At 71.0% G+C, this 21,060-nt stretch carries 22 protein-coding genes, 1 tRNA gene and 3 pseudogenes; 14 read left to right on the forward strand and 12 right to left on the reverse strand.

Annotation, left to right across the window (positions count from 1 at the left end):
* Positions 1-59: 59 nt before the first annotated feature.
* Positions 60-917 (forward strand): helix-turn-helix domain-containing protein, encoded by an 858-nt coding sequence (locus IE277_RS07830; RefSeq protein WP_189949832.1) that lies wholly within the window; start codon positions 60-62, stop codon positions 915-917.
* 189 nt (positions 918-1,106) lie between these two features.
* Positions 1,107-1,298: a DUF397 domain-containing protein gene (locus tag IE277_RS07835; protein WP_189949833.1), complete on the forward strand. Its 192-nt coding sequence runs from the start codon at positions 1,107-1,109 to the stop codon at positions 1,296-1,298.
* Positions 1,299-1,461: 163 nt separating this feature from the next.
* Here IE277_RS07835 and IE277_RS07840 read toward each other — a convergent pair whose 3' ends face one another.
* Both IE277_RS07840 and IE277_RS07845 read right to left on the reverse strand, forming a co-directional pair.
* Positions 1,462-1,950, reverse strand: a complete 489-nt coding sequence (locus IE277_RS07840) for a glutathione peroxidase (protein WP_189950155.1) — start codon at positions 1,948-1,950, stop codon at positions 1,462-1,464.
* A 96-nt stretch (positions 1,951-2,046) separates the two neighbouring features.
* A pseudogene (locus IE277_RS07845) lies at positions 2,047-3,003 on the reverse strand (ArsR/SmtB family transcription factor); the annotation flags it as partial.
* Between the two features lie 110 nt (positions 3,004-3,113).
* Here IE277_RS07845 and IE277_RS07850 point away from each other — a divergent pair.
* Complete coding sequence (locus tag IE277_RS07850; protein WP_189949834.1) at positions 3,114-4,349, forward strand: MFS transporter; 1,236 nt, start codon at positions 3,114-3,116, stop codon at positions 4,347-4,349.
* Here the strand turns inward: IE277_RS07850 and IE277_RS07855 are convergent.
* Positions 4,249-5,121 carry a slipin family protein gene (locus IE277_RS07855; protein ID WP_189949836.1) on the reverse strand — a complete coding sequence of 291 codons (873 nt, stop codon included), beginning with the start codon at positions 5,119-5,121 and terminating at the stop codon, positions 4,249-4,251. The two genes, IE277_RS07850 and IE277_RS07855, sit on opposite strands and share 101 nt — an antisense overlap.
* A 220-nt stretch (positions 5,122-5,341) precedes the next feature.
* Here IE277_RS07855 and IE277_RS07860 point away from each other — a divergent pair, with 220 nt between their 5' ends.
* On the forward strand, positions 5,342-5,962 hold the full coding sequence (locus IE277_RS07860; protein WP_229880949.1) for a hypothetical protein: 621 nt from the start codon (positions 5,342-5,344) through the stop codon (positions 5,960-5,962).
* A 55-nt stretch (positions 5,963-6,017) separates the two neighbouring features.
* On the forward strand, positions 6,018-6,185 hold the full coding sequence (locus tag IE277_RS07865) for a hypothetical protein (RefSeq protein WP_189949838.1): 168 nt from the start codon (positions 6,018-6,020) through the stop codon (positions 6,183-6,185).
* A gap of 54 nt (positions 6,186-6,239) precedes the next feature.
* Here IE277_RS07865 and IE277_RS46985 read toward each other — a convergent pair.
* A pseudogene (locus IE277_RS46985) lies at positions 6,240-6,374 on the reverse strand (cupin domain-containing protein); the annotation flags it as partial.
* A gap of 129 nt (positions 6,375-6,503) precedes the next feature.
* Between IE277_RS46985 and IE277_RS07870 the strand changes: the two are divergent.
* The 7 genes and pseudogenes from IE277_RS07870 to IE277_RS07890 all read left to right on the forward strand — a co-directional run.
* Complete coding sequence (locus IE277_RS07870; RefSeq protein WP_229880963.1) at positions 6,504-7,970, forward strand: protein kinase domain-containing protein; 1,467 nt, start codon at positions 6,504-6,506, stop codon at positions 7,968-7,970.
* Between the two features lie 152 nt (positions 7,971-8,122).
* Complete coding sequence (locus IE277_RS07875) at positions 8,123-8,866, forward strand: polysaccharide deacetylase family protein (RefSeq protein ID WP_189949842.1); 744 nt, start codon at positions 8,123-8,125, stop codon at positions 8,864-8,866.
* A gap of 164 nt (positions 8,867-9,030) precedes the next feature.
* Positions 9,031-9,345 carry a hypothetical protein gene (locus IE277_RS07880; RefSeq protein ID WP_229880967.1) on the forward strand — a complete coding sequence of 105 codons (315 nt, stop codon included), beginning with the start codon at positions 9,031-9,033 and terminating at the stop codon, positions 9,343-9,345.
* Positions 9,346-9,372: 27 nt separating this feature from the next.
* The gene (locus IE277_RS46990; RefSeq protein WP_229880970.1) at positions 9,373-9,687 is read left to right on the forward strand and encodes a hypothetical protein; all 315 of its coding nucleotides are present in this window, start codon (positions 9,373-9,375) and stop codon (positions 9,685-9,687) included.
* A gap of 244 nt (positions 9,688-9,931) precedes the next feature.
* Complete coding sequence (locus tag IE277_RS46995; RefSeq protein ID WP_229880984.1) at positions 9,932-10,063, forward strand: histidine kinase; 132 nt, start codon at positions 9,932-9,934, stop codon at positions 10,061-10,063.
* On the forward strand, positions 10,048-10,398 hold the full coding sequence (locus IE277_RS47000) for a sensor histidine kinase (protein WP_229880998.1): 351 nt from the start codon (positions 10,048-10,050) through the stop codon (positions 10,396-10,398). Before IE277_RS46995 ends, IE277_RS47000 begins: the two co-directional genes overlap by 16 nt.
* Positions 10,395-10,855: pseudogene (locus tag IE277_RS07890) on the forward strand (response regulator); the annotation flags it as partial. The gene IE277_RS47000 and the pseudogene IE277_RS07890, both read left to right, overlap by 4 nt.
* Before the next feature lie 85 nt (positions 10,856-10,940).
* Here the strand turns inward: IE277_RS07890 and IE277_RS07895 are convergent.
* The 6 genes from IE277_RS07895 to IE277_RS07920 form a co-directional block, all read right to left on the reverse strand.
* Complete coding sequence (locus IE277_RS07895; protein WP_189949844.1) at positions 10,941-11,336, reverse strand: hypothetical protein; 396 nt, start codon at positions 11,334-11,336, stop codon at positions 10,941-10,943.
* Between the two features lie 864 nt (positions 11,337-12,200).
* Entirely contained in the window at positions 12,201-12,779 is a 579-nt protein-coding gene (locus IE277_RS07900; protein ID WP_189949845.1) for a hypothetical protein, read from the reverse strand.
* 442 nt (positions 12,780-13,221) lie between these two features.
* The gene (locus tag IE277_RS07905; protein WP_189949847.1) at positions 13,222-13,581 is read right to left on the reverse strand and encodes a hypothetical protein; all 360 of its coding nucleotides are present in this window, start codon (positions 13,579-13,581) and stop codon (positions 13,222-13,224) included.
* A gap of 490 nt (positions 13,582-14,071) precedes the next feature.
* On the reverse strand, positions 14,072-14,407 hold the full coding sequence (locus IE277_RS07910; RefSeq protein ID WP_189949848.1) for a deoxyxylulose-5-phosphate synthase: 336 nt from the start codon (positions 14,405-14,407) through the stop codon (positions 14,072-14,074).
* Positions 14,408-14,545: 138 nt separating this feature from the next.
* Entirely contained in the window at positions 14,546-14,707 is a 162-nt protein-coding gene (locus tag IE277_RS07915; protein WP_189949850.1) for a hypothetical protein, read from the reverse strand.
* Between the two features lie 113 nt (positions 14,708-14,820).
* Positions 14,821-14,893, reverse strand: a tRNA-Arg gene (locus IE277_RS07920).
* Between the two features lie 281 nt (positions 14,894-15,174).
* Between IE277_RS07920 and IE277_RS07925 the strand changes: the two genes are divergently transcribed.
* Positions 15,175-16,968, forward strand: coding sequence for a hypothetical protein (locus IE277_RS07925; RefSeq protein WP_189949852.1), 1,794 nt, complete (start codon positions 15,175-15,177; stop codon positions 16,966-16,968).
* Positions 16,969-17,099: 131 nt separating this feature from the next.
* Positions 17,100-17,561 (forward strand): DUF2000 domain-containing protein, encoded by a 462-nt coding sequence (locus IE277_RS07930; RefSeq protein WP_229881001.1) that lies wholly within the window; start codon positions 17,100-17,102, stop codon positions 17,559-17,561.
* A gap of 33 nt (positions 17,562-17,594) precedes the next feature.
* Here IE277_RS07930 and IE277_RS07935 read toward each other — a convergent pair whose 3' ends face one another.
* Positions 17,595-19,241, reverse strand: a complete 1,647-nt coding sequence (locus IE277_RS07935) for an IclR family transcriptional regulator domain-containing protein (protein ID WP_189950162.1) — start codon at positions 19,239-19,241, stop codon at positions 17,595-17,597.
* Between the two features lie 199 nt (positions 19,242-19,440).
* Positions 19,441-20,793, reverse strand: a complete 1,353-nt coding sequence (locus IE277_RS07940) for a M6 family metalloprotease domain-containing protein (RefSeq protein ID WP_189949855.1) — start codon at positions 20,791-20,793, stop codon at positions 19,441-19,443.
* Positions 20,794-21,060: the final 267 nt, after the last annotated feature.

Here is a 21,060-nt window from a genome sequence, read left to right on the forward strand (position 1 = left end):
CTCAACAGCAGATACGCAAAGTGTTAAGCAACAGGCAGGCAGCCGGAGGTGCACGTCCCGTGGCGTCCAATGTCAATCCCACCGTCAGGCGACGCCGGCTGGGCCAGGAGCTCCGCAGGCTCCGCGAGCTCAAGGGCATGACGGCCGAAGAAGTGGCGGAACGGCTGCTGGTGTCGCAGTCGAAGATCAGTCGGCTGGAGAACGGCCGCAGAAGTATCAGTCAGCGCGATGTGCGCGACCTGTGCGGGGTGTACGAGGTCGAGGACCAGCGGATCGTCGACTCGCTGATGGAGATGGCGCGGGACTCGCGGCAGCAGGGGTGGTGGCACACCTTCGGGGACATCCCGTACAGCGTCTACATCGGGCTGGAGACCGACGCCGAGTCGCTGCGGGTGTACGAACCCCAGCTGGTGACCGGTCTGCTGCAGACCGCCGCCTACGCGGAGGCCCTGGTGCAGGGTGCGTTGCCGGAGACGTCGACGAACGAGATCGAGAAACGTGTGCAGGTGCGCATGCGCCGACAGGAACGTATCACCGCCGAGAACAACCCGCTCCGGCTGTGGGTGGTGCTCGACGAGGCGGCGCTGCGCCGGGTCGTCGGCAGCAAGCTGGTGATGCGCGAGCAGCTGGACCATCTGATCGAGCTGTCCCAGCTGCCGCATGTCACCGTGCAGGTGCTGCCCTTCGAGGTGGGCGCGCATCCGGGGCTCAACGGCCAGTACGCGATCCTGGAGTTCACCGACGCGGCCGACTCCAGCGTGGTGTACCTGGAGGGCGTCACCAGCGACCTGTACCTGGAGAAGGCCCAGGACGTACAGAAGTACGCCGTGATGTACGAGCATCTCCGGGCACAGTCCCTCAATGTGGAGCAATCCCGGCAGTTCATTGCAAAGGTGGCCAAGGACTACGCCGAATGAGCTCCTGTCACAGAGGGCGCCGGATCTTACACCGTCGGCCGGTCCGAGTGGAAGGCTCCTCTGGAATATGCCATCCGGTTGAGTGAACGGCTCCTCCGGCGGCGGCAGTTGGCCGGTAGCGTCGATCACGCCAATCAGACGACAAGGTTGGCGTGAACCGCACTACCGCAACTCGCAACAGGAGTGGACATGGCACTGATTCAGGGCGCTTCGGAGACGTGGATGAAGTCCTCCTATTCCGCGGGCAACGGCGCCTGCGTCGAGGTCAAGTCGCCCGCCACCGCCGAACTCGCCGTCCGCGACTCCAAGGTCTCCGAGGGCCCGAACCTGGCCTTCCCCGCCGACGCGTGGAACGCCTTCGTGGCTTCGGTCAAGGCCTAGGGGGCTCTCCCTGACCTTCGTCCGTAGCGGCAGCCCGACGAAAACAACTTCACAAGCACCACCCAAGAGCCCTCTCGACCAGTCGCCGTCCTTGCCGAGAGGGCTCGGTCGTGCCCGCGCCGCCGGGGCGGCGCGGGCAGCGGGGGGCAGCGGGGGCGACCGGTCAGGCCAGCTGCGCCTCGATGGCCGCCACGACCTCGGCGGACTCCGGCTCGGTCTGCGGCGAGAACCGGGCCACCACCGTGCCGTCCCGGCCGATCAGGAACTTCTCGAAGTTCCAGCGGATGTCGCCGCTGTGCCCCTCGGCGTCGGCGAAGCCCACCAGCCGCTCGTACAGCGGGTGCCGGCCGTCGCCGTTCACCTCGACCTTCTCGGTGAGCGGGAAGGTCACGCCGTACGTCGCCGAGCAGAACTCCGCGATCTCCTCGGCGGAGCCGGGCTCCTGCCCGAGGAACTGGTTGCAGGGCACGCCGAGCACGGTGAAGCCCTTGGCGGCGTACCGCTCCTGGAGCTTCTCCAGGCCCGTGTACTGCGGGGTCAGGCCGCACTTGGAGGCCACGTTCACGATGAGGACCGGCTGCCCGGCGTACTGGGCCAGGTTGGCGGGGCCGCCGGCGAGGGCGTCGATGTCGACAGTCAGTACGTTCGTCATGAGGCGGATGCTAGTGCCCCGGCAAGGGCCGTCCCCCGGCCACGGCCACGGGTCGGCCCCGGCCACGGGCGCGGGCCGTCCCTCCGGCCGTGGTTGCGCCGCCGCCAGGGCGTCCCCGGCCGCGGTGCGCCCGTACAGGACCGAGCGGCCCGCCCTGCGCCGTTCCACCAGGCCCGCGTCCCTCAGCACCTTCAGATGGCGGCCCACCGAGCCCAGGCCCTGGCCGGTCACCGCGGTGAGCTGGGTGGTGCTCATGGGGGAGGCGAGGAGCACCAGGACCGTGGCGCGGGCCGGGCCCAGCAAGGCGCCGAGAGCGGTGGGCACGGACCGCTCGACGGGGTGGGCGAGGGCGCCGGCGCACGGGTAGACCGCGGCGTAACGCACCCCGTCCTCCCAGGCCACCCACCCCGCCCGCTGCACGGTGACCGGCACGAGGACCAGCTCCGCGCCAGAGATCTCGCGGGGCGGGTACTCATGCGGATTGACCTGGAGCCGGTTCTCGCCGAGCCAGCGCGTGCGGCCGGGCCGCAGGGTGTCCAGCACACTCGCCCAGCCACCCCGGCTGACCTGCGCGGTGCGCGCGACCACGTCCGCCTCCAGCACCCGCCGGCGCCGCTCCCAGGAGGGCCGTACGGTCGCCTCCCACACCCACTCCAGCAGTACGGCCGCCCGCTCTGGCAGGTCGTCCCGGACCAGCCCGGCGGGGAGCGGTCCGGCGAGCGCGGTGCGCAGATGGGCGCGGGCGGCGTCCGGCGAGGTCGCCCGCACCCGGGCGACCCCGTCGCCGAACGACTCACCGTCGCGGGGCGCGGGGGTCAGGAAGTCGGCGATCCACTGCCGGCCGAGCCCCGCCCGCACCAGCTGTGCCGTCACCGGCTCGGCCGCGAGGTACGCCCGGTAGACGGGCAGATGGGCGCGCAGCCACTCCTGTTCACCGGGATGCGCGGCGTCGCCCGCGTGCAGCAGCTTCAGACAGGCGAAGGTCTCGGCGAGCGGCGAGACGACGAACCGGCTGCGGGCGAGCGTGTCCGCGTTCAGCTCCCACCAGCCCATGAAACCGCACCCCCCGGTGAGTGACCGTCCCGTGCGGCCGACGGCGGCCGGCCTTTCGCGGGTGCGCGAAACAATAACGGCCGCCCCGCGCACACCCGAGACTGCGGGGCATGCCCGGATACCGATCCCTGTTCCGTACCCCGGAGTTCACCCCGCTCTTCGCCGCCTCGGCCGCGCAGACCGCCGCGCAGACCGTCGGCGGCCTCGCCCTGGCCACACTCGTGTTCCGGGCGACCGGATCGCCGCTGTTGTCGGCGGTGAGCATGTTCGGACCCTCGCTCGCCCAGGTGCTGGGCGCGACCTTCCTGCTGTCCGGCGCCGACCGGCTGCCCCCGCGTACGGCACTGTCCGCGATCGCGCTGGCCTTCACCGCCGGTACGGCCGTACAGGCGCTGCCCGGTCTGCCGGTCGGAGCGGTCTTCGCCGTTCTCCTCGCGCTGGGCCTCGTGGCCTCCCTCGGCGGCGGGGTCCGCTGGGGCCTGCTGAACGAGCTGCTCGACAACGGCCGCTATCTGCCGGGGCGTTCGCTGTTCAACATGATGAGCGGGCTGGCGCAGATCGCCGGGTTCGCCACCGGCGGCGCCCTGCTCGCCGCGCTCTCCCCACGGGTGTGCCTGCTGCTGGCGGCGGCCCTGTATCTGGTGGCCGCGCTGGTGCTGCGGCTCGGCCTGACCGCCCGTCCGCCCCGCGCCGCGGGCCGGCCCTCGGCGGCGGCGACCTGGCGTACGAACGCCCTGCTGTGGTCGTCCCGCCCGCACCGCCTCACCTATCTGGGCCTGTGGCTGCCCAACGGCCTGGTCGTCGGCTGCGAATCGCTGTACGTGTCCTACGCACCACACGCGGCCGGCACCCTGTTCGCCTGCGGTGCGCTCGGGATGTTCGCCGGGGACGTGACCGTGGGACGGCTGCTGCCGCCCGCGGTGCGGCGCCGGCTGGCGACACCGCTCCTGCTGCTGCTCGCGACGCCGTACCTGGTGTTCGGCGCGCACCCGCCGCTGCCGGTGGCGGCGGTGTGTGTCACGGTCGCCTCCGTCGGGTTCGCGGCGAGCCTGGTGCAGCAGGAACGGCTGATGGAACTGACACCGGGCGAACTGACCGGCCAGGCACTCGGATTGCACTCGGCGGGCATGCTGACCCTGCAGGGCGTGAGCGCCACGCTGGCCGGCTGGCTCGCCCAGCTCATCTCGCCCGCCGCCGGGATGACGGTGATGGCGGCGGGCTCGGTGTGCGTGACGCTGGCGCTGGCTACTGCTGCTCGATGTTCGGCAGCTGCTCGACGTTCGGCTGGGGCTGGGGCTGGGGCTGCGACGACGGCTGCTGCGGTGCCGGGACCTGCTGCGCGTTGATGTCCGCCTCCATCTTCTTGGTGGCCTTGTCGAAGTAGCGCAGCAACTCGACCGGGAACGGCATCACGAGGGTCGAGTTCTTCTCGGCGGCCACCTCGACGACGGTCTGCAGCAGGCGCAGCTGCATGGCCTCCGGGGTGTCCGACATGATCCGGGACGCGTTGGCGAGCTGCTGCGCGGCCTGGAACTCACCGTCGGCGGTGATGACCCGGGCCCGCCGCTCCCGCTCGGCCTCGGCCTGCCGGGACATGGACCGCTTCAGCGACTCCGGCAGCTGGACGTCCTTGATCTCGACCCGGTCGATGTGGATGCCCCATCCGGTGGCCGGGGAGTCGATCATCAGCGCCAGGCCCTCGTGCAGCCGCTCCCGGTCGCTCAGCAGATCGTCCAGATCGCTCTTGCCGATGATGGACCGCAGGGAGGACTGGGCGACCTGCCCGACGGCGAAGACGTAGTCCTGCACCTCGATGGAGGCACGCACCGGGTCGACCACCCGGAAGTAGACGACCGCGTCGACCTTCACCGACACGTTGTCCCGGGTGATGCCCTCCTGGGTGGGCACGGGCATCGTGATGACCTGCACGTTCACCTTGCGCATACGGTCGGCGTACGGGATGAGGAAGGTGATGCCGGGCTGCCGGTGGTTCGGCAGTGCCTTCCCCCACCGGAACACCACCCCGCGCTCCACCTGGTTGACGACCCGCATCCCGCTCTTCAGCACGAGCAGTGCCAACAGGGCCACCAAGACGACCACCACCACGGTGCCTTCCATGGCACTCCCTTCCTCGCGACCAGTACGGACACCGGCAAGGACACCGGCGGCGGCCGAAAGGATGCGGTGTTTGCGTCATGACTCCGTCAAAATTCCGCGGCCGTGGGGCGGACGGCACTCGCCGGGAGGAGCCCGCGTCCGGTCGCGGGGCGGCTGCCTGTGGGGCAGCATGAACGCGAATGATCACGAACGGAAGGGAATCGGTGCCATGGTGAGCGGTGTGTCTGAGGGCGGGCGACCGCGGCGGTACCGCGGCAAGGGCGCCCTTACGGGGGCCGTACTGGCCGCCGCGGGAAGTCTGGCGCTCGTGGCGTGCGGCGGCGGTGGCGGCAAGGGCACCGCGGCGGCCTCGGTCAGCCCCCGTCCCTCGCCTCCCGTCACGGCGTCGTTCTCGGGGACGCCGCCCTCCGCGCTGGCCTCGGCCGCCTCCTCCGCCGTGGCGTCGGCCTCCGCCGCGGTGGCCTCGTCCGCCGCCAGGGCCTCGGAGTTCGACGCGTCGGTGTCGGCGGAGACCGGACGGGCGAACGCCGCGGCCCGCACGAAGCTGGAGAAGGCACAGGGGCGCGGCAACGCGGTGTCCGACGTCTCGCTCACCGGCATGCCCCGGTCGGAGACGGGCGGCCTGCTCGCGCTGCACGTCAACATCCGCAACTCGGCGGACGCGACGGCGTCCTTCGCGGTCCAGGTCGACTTCCGTGATGCCGACGGGAAGGTCGTGGAGACCCGCTACGTCGGCGCGGAGAAGGTCGGAGCCGGTCAGACGGTTCATACGATCGTGGTCAGCCATGAGCCGCCCGAGCCGAAGCTGAACGCGGCGGTCGCGAAGGCGCAGCGGTACTGAGACCCTCGCGGGCGGCGAAGCCGAATCACCCGTGGCCGGCCGGCTCGCTGACGGCTTGCTTGCTGCCGTCTTGCGCGCGGCCGGCTTCTTCTCCGCAGAGGAGTCCGTGCCCTTCGGGCAACCCGCGACACCCGCGACCGCCACCACCAGCGCGGCTCCGGCGATCGAGCGGACGGTCCTCTTGCTGTGGCTCTGCGACACCATCTGCATCTCGTGGCGCTGACGCGTCGCCCCGGGAGACGGAAGACGGCAAGGTCCGGGAGGAGTCGGCGGCGGGTTCGGGGGCGGGTTCGGTGGCGTAACGGCTCATCACCTGGATGTTCGCCCGCAAGGTCAGCGCCCGGCCACCGGCGGACATCTCCTGCAGGTCCCGGAAGTACCGCACATACAGGTCCGGCGTGAACGTGCTCAGACACGCATCCGCGTCGTGCCCAGCGCGATCATCTCGCCCTCGCCCGGGGCGATGGGCCGATCGGGGCCGCGCCGTAAGCTGCGCCGGGTTCCTGATTCGCGGGAGGCACGGGAGGCAAGGGTGGGGGACATGGTCCTCGGTGGCCGGTACGAGCTGGTCGAGAAGCTCGGTCAAGGTGGCATGGGAACGGTCCATCGCGGGGTGGACCGTCGGCTGCGCCGCACCGTCGCGGTGAAACTGCTCTCGTCGGTGCTGGCCCATGATCCGCAGTCGCGAGCCCGATTCCAGCGTGAGGCGCACGCGGCTGCCGCGCTCAACCATCCGGCGGTGGCCACCATCCACGACGTCGGCGAGGAGCCGCACCCGGACGGCCCACGGCCCTACCTGGTCATGGAGTACGTGCAAGGCGCCACCCTCGCCGAAGTCCTGCACGACGGCCCGCTGTCTGTCGTCGACGCCGTCAACGCGGCCTGCGCGGTGCTGGACGCGCTGCGGCACAGCCACGAGTGCGGGATCGTGCACCGGGACATCAAGCCGTCGAACATCATGCTCACCGGACCCGACACGGTGAAGGTCCTCGACTTCGGCATCGCCAAGGCTTTCACCGAGACCGCCACCCGCATCACCGGGAGCGGCGCGGCGATCGGCACCCCCGCCTACCTTTCCCCCGAACAGATCAACGGGTCGGAGATCGACCATCGGGCCGATCTGTACGCGATGGGCTGTCTGCTGCACGAACTGCTGACCGGGCAGCCCCCGTTCCGTGGCGAATCGTCCTTCGCCATCATGCATCAGCACCTGTTCGCCGCACCCGAGCCGGTCTCCCGGCTGCGACCGCGGATACCGCCGGCGGTGGAGGCGGTGATCCTGCGCGCGCTCGGCAAGGACCCGAAGGAACGGTACGCCGACGCCGGACAGATGCGCGCAGCCCTCGTCGACGCCCTCACACAGGCTTCCCTGCCGACGCTCCAGGCCACCGCGCCCGCGCCCACCGCGCCCGCGCCCACCGCGCCCGCGCCCCCGGTGACGCGAACCGGCGGCCGGACCGCTCTGCGGGACAGGTTCCGTCCCTCACTGCGCCCGTCCGCCGACAGCGCGCTGGCTCTGCTCGGCTGTCTGCTCGCGCTGCTGTGCGCACGTGGCCGGCTGGTGGACACCGCCCACTTCGGCTGGGTCGCCGTCGCGGCCGGAGTGGCGGGCCTGGTGACGCTGCCGTGGTCCACACGCCTGGCCTGCGTGGTGAGTTGGGGGCCGGTGGCCGAGGCCGTGGCGGTCAACTCCGAACTGCGGCGCGCCTACGCCGGCTGGCACCACTCCTACGTCGCCATCGCCGCCCTGCTGGCACTGGCCGCCGCCTGCTGCCTCGTCAGCGCGGCACGCGGCCAAGGCCACGGGCGCGGCGCCGGCGCACTGGTCGCCTTCTGGTTCAGCGCCACCGCATCGATCTGGTACTTCCTCGACGACCTGCACAAACTCTTCGTCTTCTATCTGCTCCTGACGCTGGTCGCCGTGGCCGCCGTGTCGTGGGAGGCCATCGGGCTCGTACGGCACCGGGCCGGGCAGGCGGACACCGGCCGCCCTGTTGACGAAGCGTAGGCGTCCCGAAGCACAAAGTCACCAATGGCCGGTTTGTGACAAAAGCTGCAAATTTCGGTGAAAGCTTTGCTTTAGTCGGACATTCGGTCATCGTCGTGGGGTCCCGTCGTCGCCGTCCCCGGACGGCCAGCACTGCCTGGAGCACGTACCGAATGCCGAACCCGAACTCCGTCCGTCTACTGCGCCGTGCGGCTCTCGGCTGCACACTGGCCGTCTCTTTCGCCCTGGCCGGCCTCGGCACGAGCGCAAGCGCCGCATCCGACGTCAACGCGCACGCTGCTCCCGCCGGTGCTCCGAGCGATTCGATCGCCTACCGCGCGGCGACGGCCGGCCGGACCGTGGCACTCACCTTCGACGACGGCCCGGGTCCGGCCACCGGTCAGATCCTGGACCTGCTCGCGCAGTACCACGCCCAGGCGACCTTCTGCCAGGTCGGCACACAGGCCGCCGAGAATCCCGCCCTGGTCAAGCGCGTCATCGCCGACGGCCACCGGCTGTGCGACCACACCGTGGACCACCCCCAGCCGATGCACACCCTCCCGAAGGACCAGCAGGTCCACGAGATCACCGCGGCCAAGGACATGATCGACAAGGCTGGTGGGCCGGGCACCCGGATCAGCTGGTTCCGTGCCCCCGGTGGCGACTTCACCCCCGAGAACCGCCAGATAGCCGTGCAAGCCGGTCTGCGCCCGCTGGGCTGGACCGTCGACACCCGTGACTGGACCCGCCCCGGCGCCGACTCGATCCTCGCCACCGCGAAACGGGAACTGCGTCCCGGCGGCGTCATCCTCATGCACGACGGCGGCGGCGACCGCAGCCAAACCGTGGAAGCCCTGCGCGAACTGCTCCCCTGGCTGACCCAGCAGGGCTACAAGTTCAGCCTTCCCGCAGCCTGACGCGGCTTCGGCCTGCCCCTCCCCCTCCTCCGCCCGACCGGTCGTACCCAGGTCTGACTCGGCAGTCCAGCTCCTGGTCCGACGCCCCGCAGGGACGGCGAAGGCATCGTCGTCGGCATGACGAACCCGACGACATCCAGGACCGTCCCGGTCACAACGAATCGGTGTCCGACTGCGTGGCGCGCTGCCTGTGGAGCGAGGGGAGGCCACCGGCTTCCCCGGACGGTTGGGCGGCACCGCCATGGTGCTCGGTCCGCTGCTGGAAGCCTGCTGCTCTGGCCCGCTGTGGCGGTGGTGGCCGCACGGATCGGGGCGCGGAGTACCGGCTGGGCCTGTGGGGCGGGGTCCTGGTGATGTTCGGACTGTTCGCCCGTGCCTTCCACGCGGGGGTGGATCATCTGGCCGGACTGTGCGCCGCACTGGTGCCGCTGACCCTGGTGACGGTGGGGCTGATGGTGCTCCTGGGACAGGCCGGTTGAATGTACGCGCACAGGTGCGGTCGGGTCATGAAGTCCAAGGGGCAGCGCCATCTCCACGCCCTCGACCTCGGCGCGGCACTGGCCCTGACCGCCGTGTACGCCGGCTTCGCCCGGCTCACCTCCGACGACGGCCAGCCCGCCTGCACAGGGCAACCCTGGCCCGGCTGCCTGATCGCCGTACGCCGCCGGTGGCCGCTCGCGGTCCTCGCGGCCGTGCCGGCCGCCCTGGCCAGGCATCGCTCCTCGACATCCCCCGTGAGCCGTACACCGCCGCCGGGCCTGCGGCCTCCCTCGTCGCACTGGCCGAGCCCGCCCGCCGGTCCGTGCCCGCACTCGCGGTGACGCTGCCGGTGGCGTGCGGTGCCGTGTATCTCGGCGAGGCGGTGGTCACACCCGCCGAGGACTGGCGGGGCGCCGTCGGGGTGGCCGGGCTCGTGTTCCTGGTGATCGGCGGGGCCTGGGGCGTGGGGTTCACCGTGCGCGGCCGCAGGGCCGAGACCGCCCGGGAACAGCGGCGCCGGTCCGAGCACGCACGGGACGAGGAGCGTCTGCGGATCGCGCCGTCAAGGCGGGCGTTGCCGGGCATGTGGCGGAGGCCGACCCGCGGGAGGCACGGGCCGCCCTCAAGGTCATCGAGGAAACAAGCCGTTCCGCGCTGGCCGAGATGCGGCGCACGCTCGGCGTGCTGTGCACCGGGCAGGGGTGGACGTCGACCTGACCGTGCACGTGCCGGAGGCCCTGTCCGAGGGGACACAGCTGACCGTCGACCGGATCGTCCAGGAAGCCCTCACCAACGTGGTCCGGCACGCCGCCCCGACTCGCTGCCAGGTCACGGTCGAGGCGGCTGCGCGAGAGATCCGCATCGACATCATGGACGAGGGACCACCGTCCGCACCCGGCCGGGCCGTCCGCGAACTGCCCGGCGGACATGGTCTCTTGGGGATGCGGGAGCGGGCGATGATGTACGGCGGCAGCTTCGAGGCGGCCCCCCGGCCGGAGGGCGGCTTCGCGGTGTCCGTCCGCCTGCCCGTCGAAGGGAACCAAGGACCATGACCGACGCGCCCCCGGTCCGGGTACTGATCGCCGACGACCAGGCGTGGTACGCGGCAGCTTCCGCGTCCTCGTCGACCACACGCCCGGCATGACGGCCGTGGGCGAGGCCGCGAACGGAGCGGATGCCGTCGAACTCGCCCGCCGCGGACGGCCGGACGTCGTGCTGATGGACGTACGCATGCCGGACCTCGACGGCATCGAGGCGACCCGGCAGATCTGCTCGGACCCGGCTCTGCCCGGCGTCCGCGTCCTCATCCTCACCACCTTCGACCTGGACGAGTACGTCTACGCCGCCCTGCGCGCCGGCGCCGCGGGCGAGGCGCTGCTCGCCCCCTCGGTCACCCGCCGCCTGATCGCGGAGTTCGGCCGCCGTCCGGAACCCGCGCGTCCGCCCAGCCGCTCACTGGACGGGGTCACCGACCGGGAGCGCGAGACCGGGCTCGTGGGCGACCGCGGGCGTGGAGTGCGACGTTCACAGGGCGCAGTTGATCCACATTTCCTGCTGTACAGGGCTGGGTGCCCGGTAAGCCGTTGCGGGTCGGTCAGGCCGTGACGATACCGGTGCCCGCATAGTCAATGTCGGTCGAGCTGATCAGAATGCCCTGGACAGCGAGGTCGCTGCCTTCGGGGTAGTCGAAGTGGCACGTCTTGGTCTGGCCCGCGCCGCTGGTCAGGCACTGCCTGCTGTGCGAGTGGTAGGGGTCCCTGATGAAGATGGTCACGCCGAAGGCGTAGCCGTCCCGCTTGGTGTCGGTGACCGTCACCGTGTCACCGTTCGCCTTCCAGTCCACCTTGCCGCCCTTGAAGCCTGGCATGTCCGTCGGCGTTACCGGCGACGCCTGTGCGGTCCCCGCTCCGGCAAGCCCGAGTGCGAGCCCGGCCGCGGCCACACCCGCCACGACCGACATCCGTGCCGTGCGCATCTTGAGGCGCTTCATGTGACGTCCTCCCCGTTTCCCATGCTGGTCTGCACTCCGTTTACGCGCTGCCGATCGGCAAACGTCCCTCCAGGCTGCCGGAATGCGGCCGGTGAGTCGTGAGCACGGAGTGCACAACACTGTTGGCGATGAGTTCACCCGAGGGGTTCTTCGGGTGTGGCCACGCCTGGGTTCCATTCTTCGTGGTGGCGGCGCGGCTCGGCCGGCATGTAGGTGAGGTTGATGCCGCAGGCTTCCGCGAAGGCGTGGCCGGCGCATGGTGTGTCGGTGTGTCGGTGTGTCGCCAGGCGACCCAGCCGAGGAGCCTGGGGGGCGGCGGGGCGAATGACTCCCGTTCAACCGCATACCGCATGGGGAACCGGCTGGGGCGGGACCGGACGGGTTTTCAGCGCCCGCGCCACCGCCGAGAACACCGCTCCCGAAGCGGAGCCGGAGCCCGATGGCGCGGAGAAGCCCGCTCACGCAAACGGCCCCGGACGAGTCGCCCGTAGTTCTCGCGTGTTTACGGGGTTTCCCGGCCCCATGTGTGCTGGATATGTTCCGGAGCAGGCTGACCTGGACCTTTAAGGTGTGGGCACGCCCGTGGCTGCTGCTTTCGCATCCCCATGACCGTGTGGGCTGTCTTCAACGATGCAGGCGAGTCAGCAGATTCCCAGCAAGCTCGCGATAGCGCGCGACCTCCTCGTTGAACCCGGCCAGTGCGGCACCTCCGTTGAGTACCAGGGCTGGGTGTTCCTGTGGCGCTGCTGGCGCCAGACCTGGAGACCAGCGTGGTGACCAGGACGACTTCGGTGGCCGGGGCGAGCATGAACGACGCCTTGAACGCGATTTCCATGGCCCCATGTCCCTCTTGCAAGGGTCCCCTCAACCCACAGCAGGACTACCTGCCGCAACCGTGACCGCGTCACCGAAGCGTGCGCGCAACTCCTTCTTGGCACGTGACAGGTCGCCGGTGACGCCGACTTCCACCACGCCGTCGGTGTAACTGTTCACCGATCCATCACTCACCGAGACGATGGTGTACCCGGTGGTGTGCCCCATGAGCGCTGTCACGTGGTCCCGGGTTGCCGTCAGTTCGCCGATCGATCGCGGTGCGTCTCGCTTGTCGATGCGCACGCCCGTGCGGAGTCGGGCGAGCGCGGCGTCGAAGGTGGCACGCGGCTTGCGGTAGACGATGACCCGGTTGCCGGGATTGTCAACGGCGAGCCCGGTGAACGAGTCGGGCTGGGAGGCGCCCAGATGCTCGATGGCGGCTGCCGCGGCGTCCAGCTTCTGCTGATCGGGAGGCCCGGAGCTGTCAGGCGTTGCAGGAGCGATCGACCGCGGCTTTGCGGGCGTCGCCGGGGCAACGGCGGTTTGCCGGCCGCACCCGGTGGCGAGCAGGAGCACAGCTGTGACGAAGCCGGTCGCGATGGCGCGTATCGGCAGATGGGTACACGGCATTGAGGCAGCCTCACTTCTCAGCAGCGGCCTTGATCGTACGCCCGCCGTGTGCGGGGGCGGGAGTGCCGATCGGTACAGGACCGGGAATCGCGACGGCGGCATGCATGGGTCCGACGGTCTGCCGAGTACCGCAGGCGTAGCTGGTCGTTCATGGCTGTTGCCTGTTGTTGAGCGGGGTCATGGTGGCGCCGGTCAGGTGCTCGGTCGTGTCCATCGCGTGGGTCTCACAGGCGAGATACGACGTCCCGGCTGCGTCGGTGACTTTGTGGGTCAGCCGTTCGCCGCACGGGACCCCTGCCCGGTCGTCGTTCCACTCCCGCTCGCAGTACGACTCGCGTCACTGGGCGGCCCGGGGCGTTTCCGCCTCACGGCCGGACCGGTTCAGAGACCCTGGTCAGTCCGACCGTCGGCTTCGACGGCGCGGGCGCTCTCCGATGGTCCGTCACCACGAAGACGGCCGCGCCTTCGGCACCGGGGTGGCGATGACCTTCCATCGCTCGTCGTAGTCCGGGTCCTTCTCCCAGCCCAGGGCCAGTACGGCCAGGCGGTTCCACCTGAGGAACCGGGCCCGCGCCGCCTCCCTGGAGTGGTCCGCTCGCGCGTACGCCTCCCGGGCCTGCCGCGCCCGGTGGTTCAACGCCAGACGCAGCCCCAGGGCGGCTTTCCAGACGTCGGTGTCGCTCCGGTGCCCGGCCAGGATGCCGTGCACCTTGCCGTCAAGGAAGGCGACGAGCGCCTCCACGTCGGTGGAAGTCACGTCGGAAGCCAGCCGGGGGGCGGGCAGATCGGTAACGAAGGTCACGGGCCGGTCCTGTTCACGTTCGGAGCCGGGTCTCTGACCCCGGCGTCATGTCCTAGTTTGTCGTGTCGGACGGCGAGAGGACGCCCGACGCGGACGAGTCGGCGGCTCTGCGCCGGAGACCGGAGGGATCAGGCCACGGTGGGCCATCCGAACTCCGTCGCCGTGTCATGGAGCATGCGGTCAGCGCCGCTGGGCGCGAGGTGGCAGCGGGGCCGGAGCGGTGGGGTGTGCTGAGGTGCGGCGGGCGTTGGCTGCCTGGGCTTGTGGGCCGGGTGTGCTGTCTGGCTGCTAGGGCGTGTTGCGAAAGTCCCGCCTGCCGCCCGACGCCTGGCACGCACTCTCGCCGCACCGGGCGAAAACCCACGTACAACCAGTACGAGGGCTTTCGCCCGGCACTCCCCCAGCCTCCGGCCGGGGGGACCCCCAGAGCACGCACCAGACGCCGCTCGGCCCGCCCTCCGGGCGGACGACGGGACTTTCGCAACACGCCCTAGGGCAGGTCGCGGCGGACCAACGCCTGAGCGAACGGTTCTCCGGTGGCCCGGGCGTAGGCCATGCGCTCGCGCACCTCGCTGAGCGTGCGCGGGCGGCGGCCGGGGCCGCCGCAACAGCTCTTGTGGAAGCGCACACCCGCGTGCAGCAGCACGGAGAGGGCGCGCCAGGCGGCGGTGTCCCGCCTCTTGGGTGCCGCGAAGGCGGAGCCGACGTGGATCAGTGGTTCGGCGCAGCGTGGACAGACCCGGTCGTGGTCGTGGTAGCCGGGGTAGGGCTGCTTGTACGAGGCCCGGCAGGGCAGGCAAACGTACGAGGTCTTCCCATGGGCCATGCGGCAAGCGTAGGTCCGCCGCCGGAGCGGGCTCGACAGATTTCCGGCATGCTGCGCAGGCTTTTCCGCAAAGGTGGAGCGGCGACCGCCGACCGTGCCTGCTTCTGCTCGCGGCCACAGAGTTCTGCGTCGATGGCGTCAGCAGCATCCCTGGCGGCCAGTTCGCTGATCGTTGCTGCTCAGGATCAGCTGCCCGTGGTAGCCCTGGTAGCGAGGCTTCACGGAAGCCCGCATCAGCGCCTCCAGGCGGTCGACCAGCTTCTCGTACCGGCGCCGAGCCGGCTCATCCTTCGCGGGCATCTCGCACAGCTCCCCACCTCTGCCCGCAGCCGCATGTGTGCCATATGTGTGCCGCAAGCGCAGAGGCCCTCTCGTCCGTCGGACGAAAGGGCCTCTGACCAGGAATTTCTCTGTGCCCCCGGCAGGATTCGAACCTGCGACACCCGCTTTAGGAGAGCGGTGCTCTATCCCCTGAGCTACGAAGGCGGGGTCTTGCGTGGCGCAGGCTGGATACTCCCGTGAGTACGCCGCTGCGCTCGGCAAGGGTGTGGCCGCCGCTGGGGCGGTCCCTGACAGGGTAGCGGATGGGGCGCTGGTGGGTGACCAGGAGGAGGGGGCAGGGGGTAGGGGGCATCAGGATGAGTCATCTTGGGTTGGGATGCTTTCTTGGCTATGTCATCTCAAGGGTCTAAGATGACATCCATCGCTCGTGCCGGGGAATCCGGGTAAGTCCGGGGAATTTCAGAGGGTTTGGGTCGGGGATGCCGATGCGGAGTGTCGCGGAGATTCGGGAGGATCTTCAGGAGTTCGTGCGGGGCGGTGGCGGACCGGCCGGCGTCGAGCGGGCGTTCGCCGCCGTCGGGCAGCTGCCCGACAGTGAGCTGCAGCGCACGGACGAGCACGACGTGGCCCTGCTGCTGTGCCTGGCCGGTGTCTGCGCCGGGCTGGCGGGCGGTGCCGGGCCGACCGCGCTCGAACTGCGCGCGGTGGCCGACCGGTACGCCGACACCTCCATCCTCTACACCGGCCGTGTCCTGCCCCGGGTCAAGGAGACCATCGACCTGATCTACCGGGGAGTCGAGGAGAAGTCGGCTCAGATCCTGCAGGAGGCGGCCGACGCCATCAGTCAGGGCTGGGCGGAGTATGCCCGCTCGGATTTTCCCGCCGCCTTCTCGCGGCTGGCTGCGGAACTGGGGATCCAAGGCGTCGGGGAGGAGTTCCTGGAGACCTCGTACGTCTCCTGGAAGCGGGGACTCGACAACAGCGCCCGCGGCTCGGTCGAGGAGGCGCTCGCCGCTTTCGGAACCAGCCTCGACAAGTACCGGAAGTACTCCTACTACGCGGACGCCGCCTGGCTCTACACCGACCTCGTGATCGCCCGCCTGCTCGCAGGGCAGGAGCAGGCGGCGGTCCGGGTGCTGGACGAGCAGCGCCGGTACGTGGACGACGTGATCGCCTCGGCCGGGCACCGGCCGGCCACGGACAGCACCTCCTACGCCTTCCACCTCGGCGACGTACGAAGCGGCGGATACAGCTCGTTCGTGGACTCGCCGGCGATGGGGCCGCAGGGGCTCGGTCCCGACGACCGGGCGCTGCTGCGCCGCTACGTCAGGGTCAGCGAAAACCTGCTGGCCTACGCCGCGTCGCGCTCCCGCCGGGACCTCGACGCGGCACTCGACCTGTTCTCCTTCGGCTGGCTCGGCTACCTCGACTCGCCCTACCCGGAGATCTTCCACCGGCTCGTCCGGCACCTGGAGGGAGCCGAGCCGGTCGCGCCGCTGCTGCTCACCGTGCACGTCCGCTGGCGCGGCCTGCTCCAGGCCGGCCGGCTCAGGCTCGGGTCCGCCGATCTGATCCGCACCGCGATGGACCTGAGGGAGCGTCTGCGGGCCGCCGGTATGGAGAAGGAGGCCGGCATCGCCCTGCTGGACGCGGGCATGCTCCACTTCGCCCTCTACGGCAAGGCGGCCACGGCGTCCTGGCTCTCCCGGCGGCTCGCCGAGCTGCGCAGGCTGGTACCGGATCCCCTGCAGGCCGTGGTGGAGGCCCTCCAGGTGCCGCCGCAGTCGGGACTGCAGACCCCGCTGGCGCACTACCTCGGGGCACGGGCGGCCTACCGGGTGCCGGACTTCATGCCGGCGTTCGGGGTGTTCCGCCGTGACCTGCGCAGCAGACGGGAACTGCCCGCCGAGGTGGACCTCGCCGCGTACGGCGAGAGCCTGTGGATCAACGGAATCCTGATCTACGAGACCGCCCCCGCCGCGCTGCTCGCGATCCTCGGCGAACTGGGCCGGGAGCTGAAGGAGGCCCGCGCCGAGGAGCGCGAGGTCCCCTATCTCTCCGCGGCCGAGCTGGCCGAGCGGACCGGACGGACCAGCAGCGCCGTCGTCCAGGTGGTACGGCGGTTCCGGGCCGTCTGCCAGGAACAGCTGGACCGCGGCACCGAGCTGGGCCTCAAGCCGGACGACGTACTCCAGGGCCGGCCCGGCTACCGGCTCAGCCCGACCGTCGTGGGCGACGTCCAGTTCCACCTCGTGCCGGGCGTCACGTTCACACCCTGACCGGCCTGACCGGCCAGGCCGTCCGGACCAGTTATGTGACTCACCGTCAATCCCGGATCGTCAATCTCAGATCGTCAATCACGGATCGTCAATCCCGGACCATCAGATTCGAGCTGTTTCAAGGAGCCCCGGTGTCCCACCTGATCATCCAGCCGTCCGACGTCGCCTCCGACTGGAAGTTCGCCGTGGTCCTCAAGGCGAAGCTGCCCGCCGGCGTGGCCATCAACGCCGGCACGCACACCGCGCTGGGCCTGGCCGCCAAGGCCGCGGCCGAGCATCCCGAACTGGCCGCCAAGATGTCCTTCCTGAACTTCCCGGACGCCGACGGCGGCACACACGCGCCGATCTCCGGTCTCTCCCTGATCGTCCTGGAGGGCCGCGCGGCCGGACTGCGCCGGTTCCGCGCCGAGGCGAGCGCCGCCGGGCTGCTGGTCAACGACTTCGTGTCGGCGATGACCGGGGACACCTACGCCGAACAGCTCCAGCGGGTCGCGGCCCTGCCCGAGGCCGAGCTGGAGTACTACGCCGTGGCCGCGTTCGGCCGACGCGACGAACTCGATCCGCTCACCAAGAAGTTCTCCCTGTGGAAGTAGCGGGAGTGGCGGAAGTAGTCACGGGGGCCTCGCTCAGCCCGTCGCCACGCGCGTGAACCGCGATGCCGTGTGCAGGTCTTGCTCGATCTCACCGGCGGTGGCGCGCAGTTCGGGCAGGAGGGTGTCGACGCAGTGCTCCAGGGTGTGGCGGGCCGGGTGGGTCGCCACGTTCAGCGCGGCGACCGTACGGCCCGCCCGGTCGCGCACCGGTACCGCGATCGAGCGCAGCCCCGACTCCAGCTCCTCGTCGACGAGGGCGTAGCCCCGGGCGCGTACGCCGGTGAACTCCCGCTCTGTAGGCGGCGGTTCGCGGTCCGCGAGAAGCACCCGGCCGAGCGACGTCGCGGCGGCGGGCAGGCGCGCGCCCACCGTGACGTCCACGGTCAGCACCCGGCGCGTGCCCGCTCCGGCGGTGTACTGGATCTCGCTGCCGTCATCCGTCAGCACCGCGAGCGCCGCCGCCTCGTGCACCCGGTCCGCGAGGGCCCGCAGCCGCGGCTCGGCCAGGCGGGCGAGCGTGGTGCGGGACAGCGGCGGGAAGCCGAGGTCCAGGACACGCGGGGTGAGGGTGAAGGCGCGGTGTCCCCCGCCGTCAAGGGCGTCGGCGTGCGCGGTCACCAGGCCCAGCTGCTCGTGGGTGAGCAGGGCACGCCGGGTGGTGGCCCGGCTGAGGCCGGTCGCCCGCGCCACCTCCGTCAGTGTCAGTGTCGAGCGCCCCGCGCCGAAGGCGGTCAGTACGGTCAGACCGCGCGCGAGGGACTCCACGAAGTCCCGGCCCAGCTCGTGCTTGGACGCCGTCGTCCAGGTCGCGAGGCCTGAGGGCACGGGCCCCGGGTCCGGCGGCGGTGCCGTGCGCAGCTCGGCCTCCATCGCCGCCACCGCCGTACGAAGGCGCGGCAGCAGGCTGCTGCGCAGGCCGGCCGCGGAATGCCGGCTGGTGTGGCTGACCACGCTCGCCGCACAGGCCGGCCGGCCGGTACCGGGATCCCGCACCGGTACGGACACGGCGACCAGGCCCGGCTCGATCAGCTGGTCGTCCACCGCCCAGCCGTCCCGGCGCGCCCGCTCCACCCGCCGCACGAAGGCGGAGTCGTCGGCGGGCGGCTGCCGGGGCTGCTGCCGGGGCGGTACGGCAGGGAAGGCCGCGTCCGCCGGATCCGCCGCCCGGCGGGCCCGCCAGCGCGCCCAGTCGCCCTCGGCCCACCCGGCCGCGAACACCGCTCCCGGCGCCGTGCGTTCGGCCGGCAGCAGATCACCGATGCGGAAGCTCACCGTCATCGCGCGGCGGCGGGTGGCCTGGTGGATGAAACGGATGCCGTCCAGGTCGGGGACCGCGAGCGACACCGACTCGTCCAGCGCGTCGGCGACCGCGTCGGCGTGCCCGCCGAGCAGCGCGGGCAGCCGCAGGGCGGCCAGATAGGCGTTGCCCAGTTCCATCACCCCGGGGGTGAGGACGACGTCCCGTGCGTCGAGGCGGACGTAACCCATGCGGGCCAGGGTCGCGGTGATCCGGTCGACCGTGGACCGGGCGAGCCCGGTGGCCCGCTCCAGCGCGCTCGGGCTCAGCGAGCCGCCCGCCTCGGTGAGCCGCCGCAGCACACCGACTCCGCGCACCAACGGCCCGACCGCTTCCCCCGCTTCACCACGGGCATCGGCATCCAGTGCGGTCTTCGCGGGCATCATCTCTCCGGTACGCCAAACAGCCACGCCTACGGTAAACCCCGCCACCCGCCCCGGACTCCCGCTGCTCTCCGTCCCCTGGCACGCCCCGGACTCCCGCTGCTCTCCGTCCCCCGGCACGCCCCGGTCCGCCCGGGTCCGTCCCTGCTCCGCCCCAGGTCCGTGCCTGCTCCGTCCGTGCTCCCTCCCTGCTCCGCCCCTATTTCCGAGTCACGCGTACCCGGTAGTTCCCGTCCGCGTCCGTGTCGAGGATCTCCACGGTGATGCCGTGGCGCGGGTCCTTGAAGGTCTCGCCGGAGGTGAAGGTGGCGTCGGAGAGTTCCGCCTGGACGTTGGGGCTGCGGGTGCAGCCGCCGCTGTTGCCATGGCTGTCGTACACCGTGACCGGACCGCGTCCGGTGTCGATCGTGCCGTCCACCTTGTAGATCAGTACGCCCGGCTGGCACACCGCCTCGTCGTTGCCGCCCTGGGTGCGCACCTCCAGCGCGTACGAGCTCTGGTCGCTGACGGGCACGAGGACCAGCTTTCCGCCGCCCGGCTTGTACAGCGGGGTCAGCATGTACTCGGTGCTGCCGCGTGTCGCCGCGCAGCCCACCTGGGAGGTGTCCAGCCAGCCCAGCTTCCACTTGTGCCAGCCGAGGTAGTCGTTGTCTGCGCCCCAGTCCTCGCTCATGATGTCCCAGTGCCCGACCGCGCCCCCGCCGTCCTGCGTGTACAGATCGGGCAGTCCGAAGGTATGGCCGTTCTCGTGCGGCAGCACCCGGTAGCCGGTGCGGGAGTACGAGCCGGAGCCGTCGTCCTGCCGGGAGTAGATGAACGACGCGTTGGCCACGGGGATCCCGTCGGCGACCGGCGCGTCGCCGTTGCCGGCGAAGGTCACGGACAGGACTGTGTCCAGCGCGGACGGCCCGGCGTTCGGGGTGATCAGGACGTTCAGCAGGTCGTACGCGTGGAAGTCCACCGTCGGGTCGGCCGCGGCCACGATGTCCTGTACCAGCCCCCGGTAGCCGGGATCGAAGGGCGCCCCGCGCTCGATGCCGTACGCCTTGAAGGGTTTCGGCATCCGCAGCCAGCCGCTGATCGGCGTCTCAGGCCGGTAGTCCAAACGGCCGTACGACGCGGCGCGGAACCACTGCTGGGTCTGCGGGAAGAACTCGTGGAAGCGGTCCATCGCACTGCCCTCGCCGGGCGCGTCGGAGAAGTCGACCATCAGGGTCAGGGCATGGACCGTGCCGGTGGAGCGGGCGTAGCCGTGCGGGGTGGGCAGGCCCTCGGTCATCTGCACGTCGAGACCGCCGTGGACGGTGCAGGGGGCGAGCGCGGAGGAGCGGGCCAGGCCGATCGGCCCGGCGGCGGTGGGCGCCGAGAGGTGTCCGGTCCCGGCCGAGGTGCTGACCGCGAGGGTCAGCGCGCTCACCGCGGCGAGAGCGGCCGCCCGGCGCGGGCGTATCCGTCGGTGTCGGCGTATCCGCCGGCGCGCGGGGGCTGTGCACAGGGGTGCGGGGGCTATGCACAGGGGTATCGGGCGAGGCGGCTCCGGCTCCGGCTGCATGGATGGACCTCTCGCTCCACGGCAGCCCGTCTCCGGCTGCACCCTTGCGCTCACCCTGTGTCCGTGGGGTGCGCGGGCGCGCGCTGGAGGAGACCGATCGTGGGAAAGCAGGCCCGCACGCGGGTGAATCTCGGCGGGAGGTGAGTGTGCCTCAGGTCACATGGATTCTTTTCGCGGTCGGGAAATAACCGGGGAACCTCTCCCCGTTTAGACCTGTGTCCGAGCGAAACGGGGACTGCCTCCCCGGATCGACGGCACCGACCTCAT

Origin of the sequence: Streptomyces alanosinicus (genome assembly GCF_014650595.1) — a bacterium.
GTDB classification, from domain to species: Bacteria; Actinomycetota; Actinomycetes; order Streptomycetales; family Streptomycetaceae; genus Streptomyces; species Streptomyces alanosinicus.

Excerpts from the sequence above, each read along its gene's own strand:
- IE277_RS07850 (WP_189949834.1), top strand. The coding sequence starts at position 3,114 with ATGCCCGGATACCGATCCCTGTTCCGTACCCCGGAGTTCACCCCGCTC.
- IE277_RS07935 (WP_189950162.1), bottom strand. The coding sequence starts at position 19,241 with ATGCCCGCGAAGACCGCACTGGATGCCGATGCCCGTGGTGAAGCGGGG.
- IE277_RS07875 (WP_189949842.1), top strand. The coding sequence starts at position 8,123 with ATGCCGAACCCGAACTCCGTCCGTCTACTGCGCCGTGCGGCTCTCGGC.
- IE277_RS07835 (WP_189949833.1), top strand. The coding sequence starts at position 1,107 with ATGGCACTGATTCAGGGCGCTTCGGAGACGTGGATGAAGTCCTCCTAT.
- IE277_RS07855 (WP_189949836.1), bottom strand. The coding sequence starts at position 5,121 with ATGGAAGGCACCGTGGTGGTGGTCGTCTTGGTGGCCCTGTTGGCACTG.
- IE277_RS07895 (WP_189949844.1), bottom strand. The coding sequence starts at position 11,336 with ATGAAGCGCCTCAAGATGCGCACGGCACGGATGTCGGTCGTGGCGGGT.
- IE277_RS07925 (WP_189949852.1), top strand. The coding sequence starts at position 15,175 with ATGCGGAGTGTCGCGGAGATTCGGGAGGATCTTCAGGAGTTCGTGCGG.
- IE277_RS07900 (WP_189949845.1), bottom strand. The coding sequence starts at position 12,779 with ATGCCGTGTACCCATCTGCCGATACGCGCCATCGCGACCGGCTTCGTC.
- IE277_RS07840 (WP_189950155.1), bottom strand. The coding sequence starts at position 1,950 with ATGACGAACGTACTGACTGTCGACATCGACGCCCTCGCCGGCGGCCCC.
- IE277_RS07940 (WP_189949855.1), bottom strand. The coding sequence starts at position 20,793 with ATGCAGCCGGAGCCGGAGCCGCCTCGCCCGATACCCCTGTGCATAGCC.
- IE277_RS46990 (WP_229880970.1), top strand. The coding sequence starts at position 9,373 with ATGAAGTCCAAGGGGCAGCGCCATCTCCACGCCCTCGACCTCGGCGCG.
- IE277_RS07870 (WP_229880963.1), top strand. The coding sequence starts at position 6,504 with ATGGTCCTCGGTGGCCGGTACGAGCTGGTCGAGAAGCTCGGTCAAGGT.
- IE277_RS07915 (WP_189949850.1), bottom strand. The coding sequence starts at position 14,707 with ATGCCCGCGAAGGATGAGCCGGCTCGGCGCCGGTACGAGAAGCTGGTC.
- IE277_RS07910 (WP_189949848.1), bottom strand. The coding sequence starts at position 14,407 with ATGGCCCATGGGAAGACCTCGTACGTTTGCCTGCCCTGCCGGGCCTCG.